We start from the raw sequence: 16,572 nt of genomic DNA, 5'->3' as shown, positions 1-16,572 counted from the left end.
CGTAGCAAGCTGGACAATCCTGCCACCGGCAACCCGATCGCAGGACGTGGATAATCCCGCTGATCACCCGGCGGTCATCAGTTCGATGAGCGCCGGGTTGGTTCGTCGGAAGCAGAGGAGCGATCACCGCCCACTGTCGGTCATCAAGCCAGAATTCTCCTGCCATGATTCAAACTCCCATTATTACCGAAGTGAATCATACAGAGATAATTTAATCAATAGTTTGATTGGGTTTTAACCCTAGTCCTTATTCGCGGAAACGAGGCTCTTGCGCTGATAGACATGGATATAATCGACCAGCAGATAGGACGGGTTCGGCGTTTCATCGATCGGCCAGCCTGACCCGAGCGCGAGATTGACCAGCGGATAGAAGGGCATCTCGAACTCCGGCGGCGTATCGAAGCTCCAGAGAGGGTTGCGATCCAGATAAAAGGTCGATCTCTGTGGGCCGATATCGACGCCAAAAGTATGGTAGTCGCTGCTGAGCGAGCCTTCGGGCACATTCGTGAGATGGCCGTCCGTCGTGTGCTGGTTGCTCGGCCGCCAGACATGATAGCCCATGCTGAACTCGCCGGGCGCACGGCCATAGTATTCGATCACGTCGACTTCCGAGGTGAATTTGGACCGGTCGAGGCCGATGAGCCAGAAAGCCGGCCAGACGCCCTTGCCGGGCGGTAGCTTCATGCGCGCTTCAAAATAGCCGAACTTCTGGGAGAAGCCTTCGCCCTTCGGATTGGTGGAGGCGAGCAGACCGGAGCRCCACTTACCATCCGCATCCTTCCGCGCCTCGATCCGCAAGATGCCGTTATCGACGCTGAAGGGGAAACCGTCCATGGGGTCGGTAAAACGGGCATCGCCGAAATCGCCGTTCCATGGCGTATGCGCAATCCAGCGTGATCCGTTCTCGCCCCAGGCCGAAACGTCGAGCGTGTTGAAGTCTTCGGCAAAGGTCATCTGGAAATCGTCGAGGTTTAGCGGCTCTTCCGCCTGGCTCACACGGGGGCCTGGCGGGCCGAAAAGGCCGATGATCATAAGAAGCGCAAATCTTCCGGCGAATTTCGTATAGCGCATTTTCTCCCTCCCGGAGATTCCAGATCTGTTATTGGGTTTTTGAAAGCCGATCATGAAACGACGGCTCCGTTTCGCCGGGGCATGATCTTCCTGACGACGATGGCTTCCAGCCCGTCGGGCCGCCCGACGACCTGCCACAGGAGCAGGGAGGAAACCCAGAAGATTGCAAGCGCGGCACTACTGCAGAGGCCGACGCCGACAACGAGTTCGATGCCGAGCGGCATGGCAATCAGAACGGGCTGGACCAAGAGCAGGAAACCGATCATCGGCAGGCTGGCCGCGAGCGGCCGGATGAATGCATAAAGCTGCGCGCCGATCGAGACGCCGATCAGCTTCCATGTGATGGCAAGGCAGACGATATAGGCAACAACGGCAGCGATGACGCGCGCCGCCAACGCACCGTCAAGCCCGAACATGACGACGCCGAGCACGGTAACTGGCGCCCTCACTGCAAATTCAGCGAACATCCGGAGCGCCACGTAGCGGGTCTTGTCGAGAACCATGACGAGCGGCGGCATAATGGTCGTCGGCAGGCCGATCAGGCTGGCGATGCAGAGCCACTGCAGGATCGACGCCGCAAAGGCCCACTTCTCGCCGACGACGATGCGCAGGATCGGTTCGGCCAGGAAAATGATGACGAGCAGGATGGGTGCCGCCACGACCATGATCGCATTGGTCGCCTTCAGATAGGCTGTGATCTGCTTGTCCCGGTCGCTGACATTGGAAAAGGCGGCCATCAGCGGGCGCATCAGCGGACCGACGAATGTCTGATAGGGAATGCCGGCGAGATTATCCGCGACGCTGAAGGCGCCATAAGTGGAAAGGCTTGTGAAGCGCGGCAGCAGCAGCCGGTCCATCTGCCAGTTGAGCGAGTTGAGGACCTGAGAAACCGTATTCCAGCCGATCATGTCCTGGAAATGCTTCCATTCCGAGAGGCTGAGTTTCAACCGCATCGGCGCAAAGATATAGGAGACGATGGTCGCTGCCGTCGGCCCGGCGACAGCACCGATCGCCAGCCCCCAGTAACTGTCTGTCGCAAGCGCAACGCCGACACCGAAGATCAAGGTTGATCCCTTGGCAATGAGATCGAGCGCGAATTCGCGGCGGAAGTCGAAACGCTGCATGAAAACCACCATGCGCGGGCTGATCACGCCCCTCATCGCGGGCGCGATCGAAACCACGGCCACGAGCGAAAAAAGCCGCGGATCGTCGTAGATGAGAGCCATCGGCCAGGCGATGATGATCATCAGCAGGCTGATCGACGTCCCTCTGATGAGGCTCAGCGTAAAGGCAGTGGCGAACATCCGCTCGGATGGCGATGCAACGCGCACCAGCGCCTGGGTGAGTGGCAGGTCGAGGATCGCCTCGACGATGATGAGAATCGAGGTGGCAATCGCGACGATCCCGAAATCGGCCGGGMTCAGAAGTCTCGCGAGGACGAGCAGGCTCACGAAATCGAGAAGCCGTGCCAGGAATTTTCCGCTGATTGTCCAGATACTTGCTGTCGCCGTTCTATGCGATACGCTTGACACGATCTATTCCTTGGCCATGTACAACGAACCTCTTCTGGGGAGCGCCGGGGTGCCCGCCGCTCCGGGGTTTTGCCGACCTTTCGGCCGGTTGGGCGTGTCAGCTTGCTTTCTTCCTGTTGGGATTTGCTGCCTGATGGCCATGCTTGGCGAGTTGCTCGTCGATGAGTGAACCGAGGCGGTCGCGGAAAACTGATGCGGAGAATTTCAAGGAGTGGTTATGGATCGCCACCGGATCAAGCGTGTCCTCGACCGCTTCGAAGGCAGTGATCGTTTCCATCAGCGCTTCCGTACTCTGCTCGGCAAAGCGGAAGCCGACATGCGGTGCGCAGACGGTCTCGCGCGCGCCACCCGCATCGAAAGCCAGAACCGGCCGGCCGGACGCCATCGCTTCCACCGGGAGAATGCCAAAGTCCTCGATGCCGGGAAACAGCAGCGCGCGGCAGCGCGACAGGTGATCGCGCAGAACCGGGAAGGATTGATGACCGAGGAACTGCACCGTCGGTCCGGCGATTGATCTCAGATAGGCTTCCTGCTCGCCCTCACCGATCACGACGAGATTGCGGCCCATTTCGGTGCAGGCCTTCACGGCAATATCCGGCCGCTTATAGGCGGTGAGTTGGCCCGCATAGAGATAGAATTCGCCCTTGCCTTGCCCGATGGTGAAATCGTCGGTCGCAACCGGCGGATAGATAACGACGGCGTCGCGGTCATAGAAGCGGCGGATACGGCCCGCGACATAGCTGGAATTCGCTACGAACGTGTCGACGCGTGAGGCGGTCGTCACGTCCCAGGCACGCAGCATCGGTGCCGTGAGTGACATCATTGCCTTGCCGATCCAGGAAACACCGCGCCGATAGAGGTGAAACTGATCCCAGATGTAGCGCATCGGCGAATGGCAGTAGCAGATGTGAAGTGCATCCGCCCGTGTGATGATACCCTTGGCGGGACCGGATTCGCTTGAAATGACAAGGTCATAGTCCTGAAGATCGAAGTGCTCCAGCGCGAAGGGCATGAGCGGCAGCATCTTCGTGTAATGGCGCGTCGAACGCGGAATCTTCTGCAGGAAGGACGTACGGATGTTGCGGCTGTTCAGGAAGTCGCTGGTGCGATCGGGATTATACACCAGCGTGAAGATGTCTGCCTGCGGGAACATGCGGCAGAGTTCTTCCACCACCTTTTCGCCACCGCGCATCGATACCAGCCAGTAGTGGACGATAGCGACACGAAGGGGCTTCGCATCGGCCCTACTGCCTGCTTCGACGGCTCGGCTTCTTGCCACGACGGGCGCATCGCCACGAAATGCCATTGCTTCGGGCAGAGAGCTTGCTGCTTTTACGGTCACCTGAACGCTCCTTGTACGATCGCCCCGCCCCTCGGCGCGGGCACCACATGTGTCGGAATCAGACTGCGGTATTGTGCGAGAAGGGCATCGCGCCATTCTTCATGTGTCGTTGCCAGATTGGGCGACAGCCGGAAGGCACGTTCGCTCATGAGGCGGACATCCTCTTTCGGCAGGCTGCGGAAGGCCGTCAGCGTTGCGGCGAAACCTTCCTCGTCCATCGTGTTGCAGGAGATCGCCATTCCGGCCCTCTCCATTTCCTCGGCAAGAAAGGCGCCCTTGGTCATGATCACAGGAAGGCCGCTGCGCGCCGCCTCGATCGCCACAAGGCCGAACGGCTCCGGATAGCGGGACGGCATGACAAGCGCACTTGCAGTGCGGATGATCCGGCCGATCTCCGCATGCGACTGCCAGCCCATGGCCCTGACATGATCACCGGCCGCCATGACCTTCGGCATCAGCGGCCCGTCGCCAACGACGCAAAGCCTTGCTCCGGCCCTGCGCACAGCGGCAAGCGCGTCTTCGATGCCTTTTTCCTCGTCCAACCGGCCGATGAAGACGAACTCGTCATTGTCCTCGGCCGTGATACGCTCGGCCGTCAGTGGTGCAACCGGATTGCGGATGGTGACGAGCCGTTCCGGCCGATAGCCGGATTGCACCAGGAACTCGGCCATTTTTTCATGGAGCAGGATGATCCTGCCGAAGGCTGGACGGCTCCTCAGCGCACGGAAGAGATTGGCGCCGCGAACCGTCCGCCACAGCTTTTGCGCATAGCTGCGCTTGTCGCAGGAGGTGGAAATGCAGCCTGTCCCGAGCGGACGCCGCTTGCAGATCTCCTGCGCCTGATAATCGAAAAAGGCCCCATTGGGACAACCGTTGAAGAAATCATGTGCGTGAACGACGCATCGATCGGCAACAGGTGTGAGCGCGTCGAAGACAGCCGGCGACAGTATCTGATGCCAGCCATGGACATGATAGGCTGTCCTGGGCGTATCGTTGGCGCGCACCCAGGCGGAAATCATGCTGCCGGCTGCGGGATTGTGAATGCCGGTCGCGAAAGCCTTGGCACGGCTGGAACTCAGGAGGTCACGGCTATTCAGCTTGACGATTGAAACGCCGAGGGATGCGAGCTCCTGGTTCGCTCCATCGTCGCCGCAGATATAGGTCACGGCAATGCCGAGTCCGCAGAAGAGCTTTGCCGACAGTACCGCAAGGGCGGTCGCCCCACCCCTCGCCGTCGAATAGTCATCGATGATGACCACACGGTCGAGCGCCGGGCACGCAGCGATGCCGTCCCTCCATAATTTTGCATAGCGACCTGAAGCCGGCCACCGTAACGTCGAAACGGGGGACCCACTCTCATCAGGACGCAGTTGGCCGATGTCGTTCATAGAAGCTCTCCGACGACAGACACAATGGATGCTTTGACGGCTAGGCCCCTACGCCGTCCATGAGGGGTGAAGTGGTCACGGACCGGCTGCGGATGGCAGCCGGATCGTGACGAAGGCGTTATTTTGCCGACGCTGCACCGTCGGCATAGGCTTCCAGTGCCTTGCGGTTGAGGATACGGATCTTGCCCTGGGCTCCGTCGATCACCTTGCATTCGCGCAGGCGCCGCAAGCACTGGTTGACTTTTTCACGGGAAGCCGGAAGCGTCGCCGCCAGATCGTTCTGGGAGATGACCAGCACGTCCCGGTTGGCCGGCGTGTCCTTTCCGTAAACTGAAGATAACCGCAGAAGCATTGCTGCCAGCCGCGACTGCAGGCTCGATCCGGCATTCGAAATGATGCGGCGCTCCAGCTCTGAAACACGCGCAAGCGTTCTCGAAAAGACCTTCTCCTGAAACTGCGGATCGGTTGCGTACCTTTCCCGCAGCAGACGGCCTTCGAAGAAGTATAGCTCGCAATCCGAACTGGCTCTATACTCCAGATTCAGAATTTGCTTGCGCAATACTTCAAGCTCGCCGATCAAACCGCCCCTCGGAATGATCTCGACGATGAACTCCCTGCCGTCCGGCAACATCGTGCTGGCGCTAACAAGTCCGCGCTGCACGCGGGCGAACATATCCACGAAGACTCCAGCACCTGCAATAAGTTCGCCGCGACGGAAGTTGCGTATAGTCGCGCGGCAGAACGGGAAGTCGTCGTCACTTGAGATGCGGTTGTTCAAAGATGTATCCGGAACAACGCTAATAGCCGCTTTGCCCATAGCGACCCGATAGTCTCGCGTTTGTGTAGCTCCGTCCATGCGCATAACTCCCCAACAAACAGATTGGTCGTAAGCTGATGCTGCACTGCATCATTTATATTGTCCTAACTTGAGAGTCAAATAACAATCGAATATGACAAGAGCATCTCAAATAATAGTGACAACACCAGCAGTTATAGAGATTATATTTTTCTAGCATCCGTCGAATTCGGGGGGCGTATTAAGCCGAATTGCCCATTTTTGGGGCGATCCAAATTAAAATTGTCTAAAAAATAGTTACAACGCCCGGCTTTATCTATTCAAGCCGTGCGCGTGGAACGTCATATAAGTTAAATTCTCGAATAAAATTAGGATGTAGAAATCCCCTGCCGCCGAATTCGTAGAGAACTCCATAGCATCGTAGTATTAGCATAAAGAATTTGCTAATCATTATGACCGCGGTCACAGACAAGCACATTGCGCTGCACCAGACTTCATTAGGTTCTAACCGGAAACTTTTGGAGTCGGTCGATGACTTGGGAAGCACAGAGTATTGAAGTTCGTGAACCCTGGCCGAACGTTGAGCAGTCCGGGCCGAATAACGATCGCCGCATAGTAACGCGGCCTCATGTGGTCGGCAGAGCATCCAAGCGGGCGGTTGATATCGTGATGGCAGGCACCGCTCTTGTCCTGCTTTCGCCTCTGATGCTGATCGTAGCACTCATCGTAAAGTTGAGCGGCCGGGGGCCGGTCTTCTATTCGCATACGCGCATTGGATATGGGGGGGCGGCCTTCGGCTGTCTGAAGTTCCGCACTATGAAGACCGATGCCGCCGCCCAGCTCGCCGACTTGCTGCGCGCCAGTCCGGCTGCGCGGGCCGAGTGGGAAACGACGCGGAAGCTGAAGAACGATCCGCGCATCACCGCTGTCGGCGAAATTCTGAGGAAGTCCAGCATCGATGAGCTTCCGCAACTCATCAATATCCTGCGTGGCGAAATGAGCGTTGTAGGCCCGCGGCCGGTGACGGCTGAAGAACTCGCCCGCTACGGCGAGCATGTCACGAGCTACATGGCCGCAAGACCAGGCCTGACCGGACAGTGGCAGACCAGCGGCCGAAACGATGTCAGCTACGAGTATCGTGTCGCGCTCGATGTCCAATATGTCCGCGACTGGTCGCTGACGCGCGATTTCATCATCATCGCCAAGACCGTTCCCGCCCTGTTTTCGCAGCGCGGCTGCTACTAGTCCAAAACGGCGTATGGCCCGCCTGGGCCAAACGCACCTGCTGGATCTCAACAAAGAAGACCCTCTCGCCCTTGGATCAGGACACTATGAACTCAAATCACGTCTTCAGCAGCGTCTCCCCGATATCTTTGCCGGCCACCGCCAGCGGCAATTCGTCGCTGACGCTGCGGGACATGTCCTTTTTCGTCAGGATGCGTTGGCCGTGGATCGTGTTTACCACACTGGTCTTCCTGGCACTGGCCGCCGGCTACCTCTTCATTGCCAAGCCGACCTACGTGGCCAGTACCCAGCTCATGGTCTTTCCGCAGGTAAACGGCTCGGACGCTCAAAGAGCCTTCGCCGAAGATGCCTTCATCGATGCGCAGCTTGAAATAGCGAAGTCCAGCGACGTTCTTGGCGGCGCCACCAGTGCGCTCAACCTCGCCAACGATCCGGTCTTCTCCAATCAGACCATTTCCCTGCAGGACAAGGTCAAGGACTGGCTGACGGGCAACCTCGCCGGCACCACCCAGTCCGAGCCTGCACCGGGCGATGCAGCCTCGGGCGGTGCCCAGTCCGTTGCTGCAAGCCAAGAAGCACGGCGGACCGACCGTGCGATCGCGCGGCTGCGCAATATTGTCGCAATGCGCCGCATTGGCCAGTCGACGATCCTCGAGATCTCCGCATCCGCTCCCAACCCGCAGAAAGCGGTCGAGATCGCCGACGCAGTCGCCCAGCAGTACATCAGCAAGAACGTCCAGATGAAGGCAGCTGCTGCCCAGCAGTACAGCGAATGGCTGGAGCAGTTCGTCGATGAGCAGCAGCGCGGCCTTGCCGAAGCCGCCAGCGCCCTTGCCACCTTCAAGGCAAATCCGCGTGACCAGTTCAAGCTTGCAGAGTTGCAGAGCGCGACCGATGCCCGCCGCACGCTCTTTGAAAACACCCTCACGCAATACACCGAGGCCAAGCAGCGCATCTCCTATCCGGTTTCAGACGCCACCATCGTTTCGCGGGCCACCTCACCGCTCGCCAAGGCACAGCCGAACAATTCGCTGATCCTCGCCTTCGCGCTGGTGGTCGGCGCCGGTTCCGGCCTCGGCCTTGCCATGATCCGCCATGTCAGCGACCGGCGCATCATGCGCACGCAGCAGCTCTCGCAGGCGGCTGGCCTGTCTTTCGTCACGCCGCTGGGACGTGCAAAGAGGACCGGTCGCGCTGCGACGCTACCTGCTGCCACCGATAATGGCACCGTCGCCTATCCGCTGATCCCCGGAATGGCCGAACTTGGGGCGACTGTCACCGGCTTCCGCCGCAGACGGCGCGTGGTGATCGGTATCGTAGCCGTCAACCCTGGCGGCGGCGCATCCACCATCGCCTGTGAGCTCGCCGTTCTCTCGGCAATATCAGGCTCGCGCACCCTGTTGATCGATGCTGCGGCGACAAAATCTTCCCTGAGCAAGTCCATTGCGCCGAACAGCTCAGCGGGCCTGATCGACGTGCTTGACAATATCGAGGCGATCCGCACCGCCACCCTGTCGCTGACGCCGACGCTGAAGTTCCTGCCGCTCGGCAAAGTCCGCGCAGTGACCCCCGCCATCCGCCTGAGCTCGCGTCGCACCCAGCTCAACTTCAATGACCTGAAGAAGGAATACGACGCCGTTTTCGTCGATATCTCCGCCTTCACCTCGTCGCCGGACGCCAATGCGATCGCTCCGGAACTGGACGGCGTCCTCGTCGTAACCTCTTACGGTCGCACGTCGATTGACGAGACCGTTCGCGTCGTCGACAGCATGCGCAATGTCGGCGCAGAAATCCTCGGCGCGATCGTCAACAACACACCATCGAGTGCTCGGATATGATGGTTGCGATTTCACAGGCATCGAAGCTGAAGATCGCCGTCGGCATTGCCTCGGCGGGCCGGCCGGCAACGCTTCTGGAGACGGTAACCTATATCGATAGCCTCAAGCCTCATCCGGAGCGCATCATCGTCTGTGTCCCCAACCTGGATGACGCCGCCGGGCTCGCCAACCGAAAGGGCGTGGAATTGATGATCGGGGGCCGCGGCCTGACCTGCCAGCGCAACCGGATCATCGAGGCCGCAAGCGCGGACATGGACGTGCTGATCTTCCTCGACGACGACTTCATTCCCGCGCCAGGCTTCATTCCGCGCATGGCAACCGTCTTCGCCGACAATCCGGATGTGGTCATCGCGACCGGCGACGTGCTTGCCGACGGCATTCTCGGCAAGGGGCTGACCCAGTCTGAAGCCATACATGTCATCAAGACTGCAGGCGAAAGAGGCGAGCAGGTGACCGAAGTCTATAACGCCTACGGGTGCAACATGGCGGTTCGGCTGGCGCCAGTCGTCGACCACGGGCTCACCTTCGATGAGAACCTGCCGCTCTACGGCTGGCTCGAAGACGTCGATTTCAGCCGGTCCATCACCCGCTACGGACGGTCGGTGCATATTTCGGGCGCCTGCGGCGTCCATCTCGGCGTCAAGTCCGGACGGCAGCCCGGCAAGAGGCTCGGCTATTCACAAGTGGCAAATCCCGTGCATCTGATGCGCAAGGGCACCATGTCCTGGACCCGTGCGCTGGCGCAGATCGGCCGCAATATCCTGGCGAACGCCCGCGGCGCCCTCTTCAATGACCGCGCAGTCGACCGCCGTGGCCGGCTGAACGGCAATTTCCTGGCTTTGTCCGATCTTCTGATGGGACGTGCATCTCCCATGCGCATTCTCGAACTCAGCCAGTCCTCAAATCGCGAGATGTCTTCGCCATCCATCGCGGCAAAACGGAGGTAACAGGCGCTATGCAGCCCATGTCTTTCCTTGATCGTCTTCCATTCGTTGGCCTTGCCGCCGTCTTCACCTGCGCGCTGGGATGGAGCGCTGCCCATGCCGACAGCTATACGCTTGTCCCCGAGGACAGGATAAAGCTGCGGGTCGTTGAATGGCGTTCCGCCGATTCCAAATATGCGAGCTGGGAAGCTCTCGATGGAGCCTACAGCGTCGATGACGCAGGCAATCTCTCGATCCCGATCGCCGGTCAGATCAGGGCATCCGGCCAGACGACCGAGCAGCTTTCGGATGCCATTTCAGACGCACTGGCCGACAAGGCCGACCTTCCCGGAAGGCCTTTCATCGCTGTCGAAATTGACCAGCATGCGCCGATCTTCGTCAACGGCAGCATCGAGCGGCCGGGGCGCTATCCCTTCGAGGCCAATATGACCGTCATCAAAGCCGTCAGCATTGCAGGCGGTTACATGCGGTCGCGCGACGACAACAGCTACTTTCAGCGAGACCGCATCCAGTCGGCCGGCGACTACCGCTCGGCCCTCCTGAATCGCCGCGATCTCCTGATGCGTGCCGCGCGCCTGCGCGCCGAGATCGCCGGTCAGTCCGATTTCGACATTCCTGCCGAGATAGTCGGTGTGCCCGATATCGACAAGCTCAAGGCGGAGGAACTGAACCTGATGCGCCTGCGGGCTGTCGAATCCAATAGCCAGATCGAGGCAGCAGACGATCTGAGCCGGCTTTATACGCAGGAAATCCAGTCGCTCGAAGCCAAGATCGTCTCCCAGAAGCGGCAGATCGATCTCGCGCAGCAGGAACTGAACAACGTCAACAACCTCGTCAGCAAGGGCCTGACCAGCAATACCCGCCAATATTCGGTCGACCGCGGCTTGGCTGAAACACAGAGCGAACTGCTGGACCTCGAAATCGCGCTGACAAAATCCCGCCAGGGTCTGAACGAGAGCCAGCGCGAAAAGGCGACCATCATCAACAAGCGAAACGCCGAAAACCAGCAGGAGCTGAATACGCTCAGCCTCGCCATCAACAAGGCGGGCATCGACATGCAGGTGGCGCAACTCCTCGGCGATCAGGCCGGATACAGCGCCGAACTCGCCCGCATGGGTGCGGAATCAACGCTCCTCGGCACGACGAAGAAGAACTTCAAGATCGTTCGCCGCAACGAGGACGGCAGCTACAGCAATATCGTCGCAGACGAAAACACCGCCCTGTTGCCGCATGACATCATCGAGATCGGCGTTCAGGCAGCTGCCGATACGTCGGCTGCCGCATCGCAGACGCAGCAGCCGGCCGCCGCCCTCATTCCCAATGTCGCCCGAACCGATGCACCCCGTCCGAACTGGGTATCGCAGGCGGGATCGAACTAGAGCAATCGGCAAAAGTGTACGGCGATTTTGCGTCGGGCATTGTGTGAAAACAAAGAGATAGAGCATTTTCGCGACTCGGAGAAAATGGAAATGCTCCAGGAGACCACGGTAGGAATATGCCTGTTAGCGTCGGGGTTGAGTTCATGTCTGCATTTGCCGTCTTTTCGTGCCGCACCCAGGGCCTGCGTGGCGTAACCGCAGAGAATCTTCGATCCGGTTCGGAGGTTGCAGCATGACAATTGAACCGATCGGCTTCCTCGTCTTCCTGCTCGGCCTGGCGCTCGTCTATTATGGATCCCGCTTTGCGATCACTGCGCTCTGCATCTCCACGCTGCTCGGTGCAGCCGCAGCCTTCCAGCTCCCCGCACTCGGCGGCAGCAGCATTCAGCCGAGCCACCTCCTACTGCTCTTCGTCACGATCGGTGTGCTATTACGTCCGCGCCAAAAACAGGCGGCCCTGACGAGCATGGCTTATCCCGGCCCTGGCTTCTGGTTTGCGGCCTATGTTTTGTTTTCCGCCATATCGGCCTTTTTCCTGCCGCGCATTTTCGCCGGCGCGACGCTGGTTTACTCCTCCGCACGCAGCAGTTCTGGCTTGATGTCGATCATGGCATCGCCGCTGGCGCCGGGTTCCTCGAATCTCACGCAGTCCGTCTACCTGCTCGGCGACCTCGTCTGCTTCGCCATCGTCTGCGGCCTTGCCCGGTTGGGGCATGGACGCTTCATCRCCCGCCAACTCATCGTCACGGCGCTCGTCTGCCTGGGTTTTGCCCTGCTCGATATTGCAACGTTCACGATAGGCCAGCCCGACCTGCTCGATTTCATGCGCAACGCCAACTATACGATGCACACAGCGGAGGTGATCGGTGGATTCAAACGCATCGTCGGCTCCTTCCCGGAAGCAAGCGCCTATGGCGCCGCGGCTTTGGTGTTTTTCAGCTTCACGCTCATCCTCTGGCTTGAGCGCTTCCCGAGCCGCTTCACCGGCTTTGCAACGGTATCGATCGGTCTGACCCTGATCCTCTGCACCTCGACGACTGCTTATGTCGCCGGCCTCTTCATGATCTGCGTCGCGATCCTGTTCAGTCTCAAGCGTCTTTTGAGCGGCCAGGCGACACGTCCCTATGCGACCTTCCTCTTGATCACTCTGCTCATGGTGCCCTGCGTGATCATGGCTGTCGCCCTGATCCCAAGCGTCTGGGACGCCGTCGGCGATTTGGCGAACATCACCATGGCCAACAAGCTCGAATCGCAATCCGGCGAGGAGCGCACCGCCTGGAACACACTGGCGCTCATCTCTTTCGTAGAGACGGCCACCTTCGGGGCGGGCCTCGGCACTGTTCGCGCATCGAGTTTCGCAGCCGCACTTTTGTCCAACGTCGGCATCACCGGCACAATTCTCTTCGTGCTCTTCCTCTACAGCCTCCTGACGGCTGCTGCGCGCAGCAAGCTGGTGAGCCGTGAAAACCGGGCGATTGGCATGGCCGCCGTTTTCGCCTCGGTCGCGCAGATCGCCTCGGCGACGATTTCCGGAAGCAGTACCGACCTCGGCCTGCTTTTCAGTATTACGGCCGGGCTTGCAAGCGGTTGCTTGACCGTGCCCTACGCGCAACCGAACCGCATGACCCGTCTCCAGAGGACACCGGCATCTCTGATGAGTACGCCGGTATTTTCATCGCGATGAAGTGTGGGGCAGAAAAGATGCCGGTGATGTCAGCTTTGCCGCTGCTTGCTCGGCACGGGCGCCGGATCGGCGATCGCACTATCCTTGGACGGCTTGCGACTGCGGCGCCAGAACCCGGCCACGAAGACGCCCGTCACGTAGCAGACTTGCATCAGCACGAGAACGCCGAGACCATAAAGTGCTGCTTCAAGCAGCGAGGCACTTCGATGGGCCACGATACCGAAACCAAGGGCTATGACGATCGCGAAAATGGCGAAGGCCCAGGCGCGAATGGCCGCTCCGGCCGCGAGCGAAATCAGTATCACAATGATCGTGCCATTCAGCATTGCGATGTCTTATCCCTTTCTATCGTCCCACATGCGCCCCGTGCCGATCTTCACATTACAGGGACAAATCCACAACACCTACGTTTTGGTAGTGGAGCGATAGTAATGGTTAATTTTCTCACAATCCGCCGCGATCAAAACGCCGGTGAGACGCCATTGGTTCCCCGCCGGATGCGCGATTTCCTGATCGCAACAAGTACAGGACAGCACCTCGACAAAGAAAAACTTGCAACAGAATCAATAAAGACACTTCCCGGCGAAGAACTACGAGAAGGATTGTACCATGAGTAATCAGTGCGTGGCCTACGTTACGGATGTCGAATATTCCTTTCCGACTATTCTTTCAGCGCTGCAGGCTCGAAAGTTTGCAAGTCCTGAGACCGATATCTGTGTCCTCATGTCGGAGCATCTCGACAATTTCGAGGAGTTGAAGAGCCTGCTGGCGCTGAGCGGCGTCAAGCTGATGGACGCAACGGAAGCGCTACACGAATCCCTCGGCGCGCTCGATGGTTCGCATTTCATGGGCCGCATCAGCGTCAGCACCATGGCCAAGCTCGTGCTCGCCCAGATCCTGCCTGACAATTATACCCAGATCATCTATCTGGATGGCGACACGCAGATCGTCAGCAGCCTTGCCGATCTTGAAAATGCATTCGCGCCCCCTGGAAAGTTCTTCGCAGCGCGCGATTACACCTCCATCCACGGCCTGCTGCAGAACGGCAAGGACAGCAGTTACTTCAATGCCGGCGTTCTGAAATTCCACCGCGACGGCTGGATCGGACCGGAAGCGCTGCAGCTCTTTGCCACGAACCCGGACGCTTGCGACGGCAAGCACGATCAGGGCGCGTTGAATTATGTCTGCGGCTCCTCGCTCATCCTGGTATCGAACCGCTGGAACTTCCCCAAGCAGTTCCTGCATCTGGTAGACATGTCCTCGCTCGCCATCGTCCACTATATGGCGCACCCCAAACCCTGGCACGGCACGTTCTTCCCGTGGAGCGATACTGAAAGCCAGGTCTACATCGATTTGCGCAGGACGCACCCTGCCTATGACGCGCTCTACCGGGGCATCAGCTTCGACCGCAAGGTGGTCTACAAGTATCGCTCGATGCGCGAGCGCATGAGACATGCCCTGCAGAACGAGACGCCCAATCCGCGTGTTCAGACCCTGCTCGCCGGCGACTATGTCGTCTGACGAAAAGTCGGTCCGATCCCTGCAGGCAGAGCCGGTCCTTAAGGCCGGCGCGAATGTTCAGGAGCAGAAATGAGCGCTTTGACGACCAGCATCTCGCACTATGCCAAGGCTCGGCTGCGCCGTTCGCTGAAGGCCGGCCAAGTCGGCTATGGCGGGCTGCGCGACAGCTTGAAGCAGGCCCGCCATGTCCTGGTCTGCGTGATCCGCGACGAAGGACACCGGATGGAGTTCTTCCTGCAATATTATCGCGATCTCGGCGTCGAGCACTTCATCTGCATCGACAACGGTTCGGGCGACGGGACCGTCGAACGCCTGTCCGGCATGGAGGATGTTTCGCTGCTCTCGGCCACCGGTTCCTACAAGGCGGCACGCTTTGGCAATGACTGGATCAACGCGGTCATGAACCGCCATTGCCAGGAAAAATGGGTCCTCTATGTCGATGCGGATGAGTTTCTCGTCTATCCGCATTGCGACACGCGCTCGATCAGCCAGCTGACCGCCTATATGGAATCCGTCGGCGCCCGCTCGCTGCGCTCTGTCATGATCGACATGTACAGCCGCGATCCCGTCAGCGAAAATATCTGCGAGCCCGGCCGCAACCCGCTCGACGTATGCAGCCTCTTCGACTGCTCAGGCTATGAATCGCATTTCGACAAGAACAGCCGCACCATCTGGATCAAGGGCGGCGTGCGCGGCCGTGTCTATTTCCGCGGCCGCACCTGGGATGGCCCAGCACTCAACAAGATCCCGTTGATCTACGTATCCGGCGAGCGCCTTTATCTCAAATCCTCGCATCAGGTCTGGCCGCTCTCCCTCAATCTCGGCGAAATGCGCGGTGCCGTGGGCATCACCAGTGCCCTCCTGCACTTCAAGTTTCTGTCGAGCTTCCTTCACAAGGTCGCCGATCCCGCCAACCGTTCGGAGCATACTGCCGAATACACGATGTACTCTTCTCCCGAAGATGCCCGCAACTTCGTCTACACCGGCACCGGCACCTATCGCCACTGGAAGGATCTCTCCGACAACGGCCTTATACAGGGCGAAGGCTGGCAACTCTGGCACAGCGCATCCGATGCCGAGGTACAGCAGAAGAGCTCGCCCGCTCCTGAGAAAGCGTCTTCTCCGGCGCAAAGAGGGGCCATCATCTCAGGCGAAGCAACACCTTCGCGCTGATGCTTCGGAGGACAACCAATAAACGTAAGCATACCGTAAACGCCTGTATTAACATCCGCGTTTACGGTAACTTACTTCCCCATACGATCATGCGGCCTATGGTACCATTCTGGTGAAACCAGGAAGCGATTATGCCGAGACGCATTCTCCTCGCAGGGCTCTGCGTACTTGCAGGCTGCGGCCATCCTACCGGGGTAATGACCCCTGTCGCTCTCACAGCCGGCACGCCGAAGACATCGCAGGTGGACATGCTGGTGGCCACCACACGCCAGCCGTCCGGCGACGCTGCGACGCTTTTCAATGGCGAGCGCAGTCCCAAGCCCTACCTGACGGACATTGCCATTTCCATTCCGCCGAAACGTGCGGCCGGCACCGTTCAATGGCCCGAACGGCTGCCACCGAACCCGGCGACCGATTTCGCTGTCACGCGGGTCGAGCAGCTCGAGACGCGGACGGAGGGACGCGCCTGGTTCAAGCAGCATCTCGTGGACGGTCACGCGCTCGTCTTCGTGCATGGCTTCAACAATACATACGAGGATTCCGTATTCCGGCTGGCTCAGATCGTCCACGACAGCGGCATGAAGGCCACGCCGGTCCTCTTCACCTGGCCTTCGCGTGCACAGCTGACAGCCTATGAATATGACAAGGAAAGCACGACG

16 protein-coding genes are annotated in these 16,572 nt (G+C 59.4%); 9 read left to right on the top strand and 7 right to left on the bottom strand.

What is annotated here, in order from left to right; genetic code table 11:
* From AC1D35_RS31565 to AC1D35_RS31540, 6 genes are all read right to left on the bottom strand, one after another.
* The coding region (locus tag AC1D35_RS31565; protein ID WP_477941786.1) for a transposase at positions 1-166 on the bottom strand (166 nt) is incomplete at its 3' end.
* Positions 167-240: 74 nt separating this feature from the next.
* Entirely contained in the window at positions 241-1,071 is an 831-nt protein-coding gene (locus AC1D35_RS31560) for a glycoside hydrolase family 16 protein (RefSeq protein WP_477941785.1), read from the bottom strand.
* Positions 1,072-1,121: 50 nt separating this feature from the next.
* A complete protein-coding gene (locus AC1D35_RS31555; protein ID WP_477941783.1) occupies positions 1,122-2,603 on the bottom strand; it encodes a lipopolysaccharide biosynthesis protein in 1,482 nt (493 codons plus the stop codon).
* 97 nt (positions 2,604-2,700) lie between these two features.
* Positions 2,701-3,945, bottom strand: a complete 1,245-nt coding sequence (locus AC1D35_RS31550; protein ID WP_113311932.1) for a glycosyltransferase — start codon at positions 3,943-3,945, stop codon at positions 2,701-2,703.
* A complete protein-coding gene (locus AC1D35_RS31545) occupies positions 3,942-5,333 on the bottom strand; it encodes a glycosyltransferase (RefSeq protein ID WP_113311931.1) in 1,392 nt (463 codons plus the stop codon). The genes AC1D35_RS31550 and AC1D35_RS31545 overlap by 4 nt, the downstream gene beginning before the upstream one ends.
* Positions 5,334-5,451: 118 nt before the next feature.
* Positions 5,452-6,189 carry a Crp/Fnr family transcriptional regulator gene (locus AC1D35_RS31540; protein WP_113299902.1) on the bottom strand — a complete coding sequence of 246 codons (738 nt, stop codon included), beginning with the start codon at positions 6,187-6,189 and terminating at the stop codon, positions 5,452-5,454.
* Between the two features lie 471 nt (positions 6,190-6,660).
* Here AC1D35_RS31540 and AC1D35_RS31535 point away from each other — a divergent pair, with 471 nt between their 5' ends.
* The 5 genes from AC1D35_RS31535 (at position 6,661) to AC1D35_RS31515 (ending at position 13,219) form a co-directional block, all read left to right on the top strand.
* Positions 6,661-7,374: a sugar transferase gene (locus AC1D35_RS31535; RefSeq protein WP_113299903.1), complete on the top strand. Its 714-nt coding sequence runs from the start codon at positions 6,661-6,663 to the stop codon at positions 7,372-7,374.
* Between the two features lie 86 nt (positions 7,375-7,460).
* Entirely contained in the window at positions 7,461-9,212 is a 1,752-nt protein-coding gene (locus tag AC1D35_RS31530) for a Wzz/FepE/Etk N-terminal domain-containing protein (protein ID WP_113311930.1), read from the top strand.
* Positions 9,212-10,159, top strand: a complete 948-nt coding sequence (locus AC1D35_RS31525; RefSeq protein ID WP_477941779.1) for a glycosyltransferase family 2 protein — start codon at positions 9,212-9,214, stop codon at positions 10,157-10,159. Before AC1D35_RS31530 ends, AC1D35_RS31525 begins: the two co-directional genes overlap by 1 nt.
* 8 nt (positions 10,160-10,167) lie before the next feature.
* Positions 10,168-11,535, top strand: a complete 1,368-nt coding sequence (locus AC1D35_RS31520) for a polysaccharide biosynthesis/export family protein (protein ID WP_113311928.1) — start codon at positions 10,168-10,170, stop codon at positions 11,533-11,535.
* Between the two features lie 232 nt (positions 11,536-11,767).
* Positions 11,768-13,219 carry a hypothetical protein gene (locus tag AC1D35_RS31515; protein ID WP_477941777.1) on the top strand — a complete coding sequence of 484 codons (1,452 nt, stop codon included), beginning with the start codon at positions 11,768-11,770 and terminating at the stop codon, positions 13,217-13,219.
* Positions 13,220-13,248: 29 nt separating this feature from the next.
* Here the strand turns inward: AC1D35_RS31515 and AC1D35_RS31510 are convergent, their stop codons facing one another.
* Entirely contained in the window at positions 13,249-13,545 is a 297-nt protein-coding gene (locus tag AC1D35_RS31510; protein WP_113299908.1) for a hypothetical protein, read from the bottom strand.
* 105 nt (positions 13,546-13,650) lie between these two features.
* On the opposite strand from AC1D35_RS31510, the gene AC1D35_RS31505 reads away from it, so the two are divergent.
* The 4 genes from AC1D35_RS31505 to AC1D35_RS31490 all read left to right on the top strand — a co-directional run.
* Complete coding sequence (locus tag AC1D35_RS31505; protein WP_162747205.1) at positions 13,651-13,836, top strand: hypothetical protein; 186 nt, start codon at positions 13,651-13,653, stop codon at positions 13,834-13,836.
* Positions 13,829-14,740 carry a glycosyltransferase gene (locus tag AC1D35_RS31500; RefSeq protein ID WP_113311927.1) on the top strand — a complete coding sequence of 304 codons (912 nt, stop codon included), beginning with the start codon at positions 13,829-13,831 and terminating at the stop codon, positions 14,738-14,740. The genes AC1D35_RS31505 and AC1D35_RS31500 overlap by 8 nt, the downstream gene beginning before the upstream one ends.
* A gap of 69 nt (positions 14,741-14,809) precedes the next feature.
* Positions 14,810-15,913 carry a glycosyltransferase family 2 protein gene (locus AC1D35_RS31495; protein WP_113299910.1) on the top strand — a complete coding sequence of 368 codons (1,104 nt, stop codon included), beginning with the start codon at positions 14,810-14,812 and terminating at the stop codon, positions 15,911-15,913.
* A gap of 131 nt (positions 15,914-16,044) precedes the next feature.
* The coding region (locus tag AC1D35_RS31490) for an alpha/beta hydrolase (protein WP_477941774.1) at positions 16,045-16,572 on the top strand (528 nt) is incomplete at its 3' end.

The sequence above is a fragment of the Rhizobium sp. P1_E6 genome (genome assembly GCF_056405875.1).
Note: the sequence above shows the minus strand (reverse complement) of the source record. Positions and strands in the feature narration are given on the sequence as shown.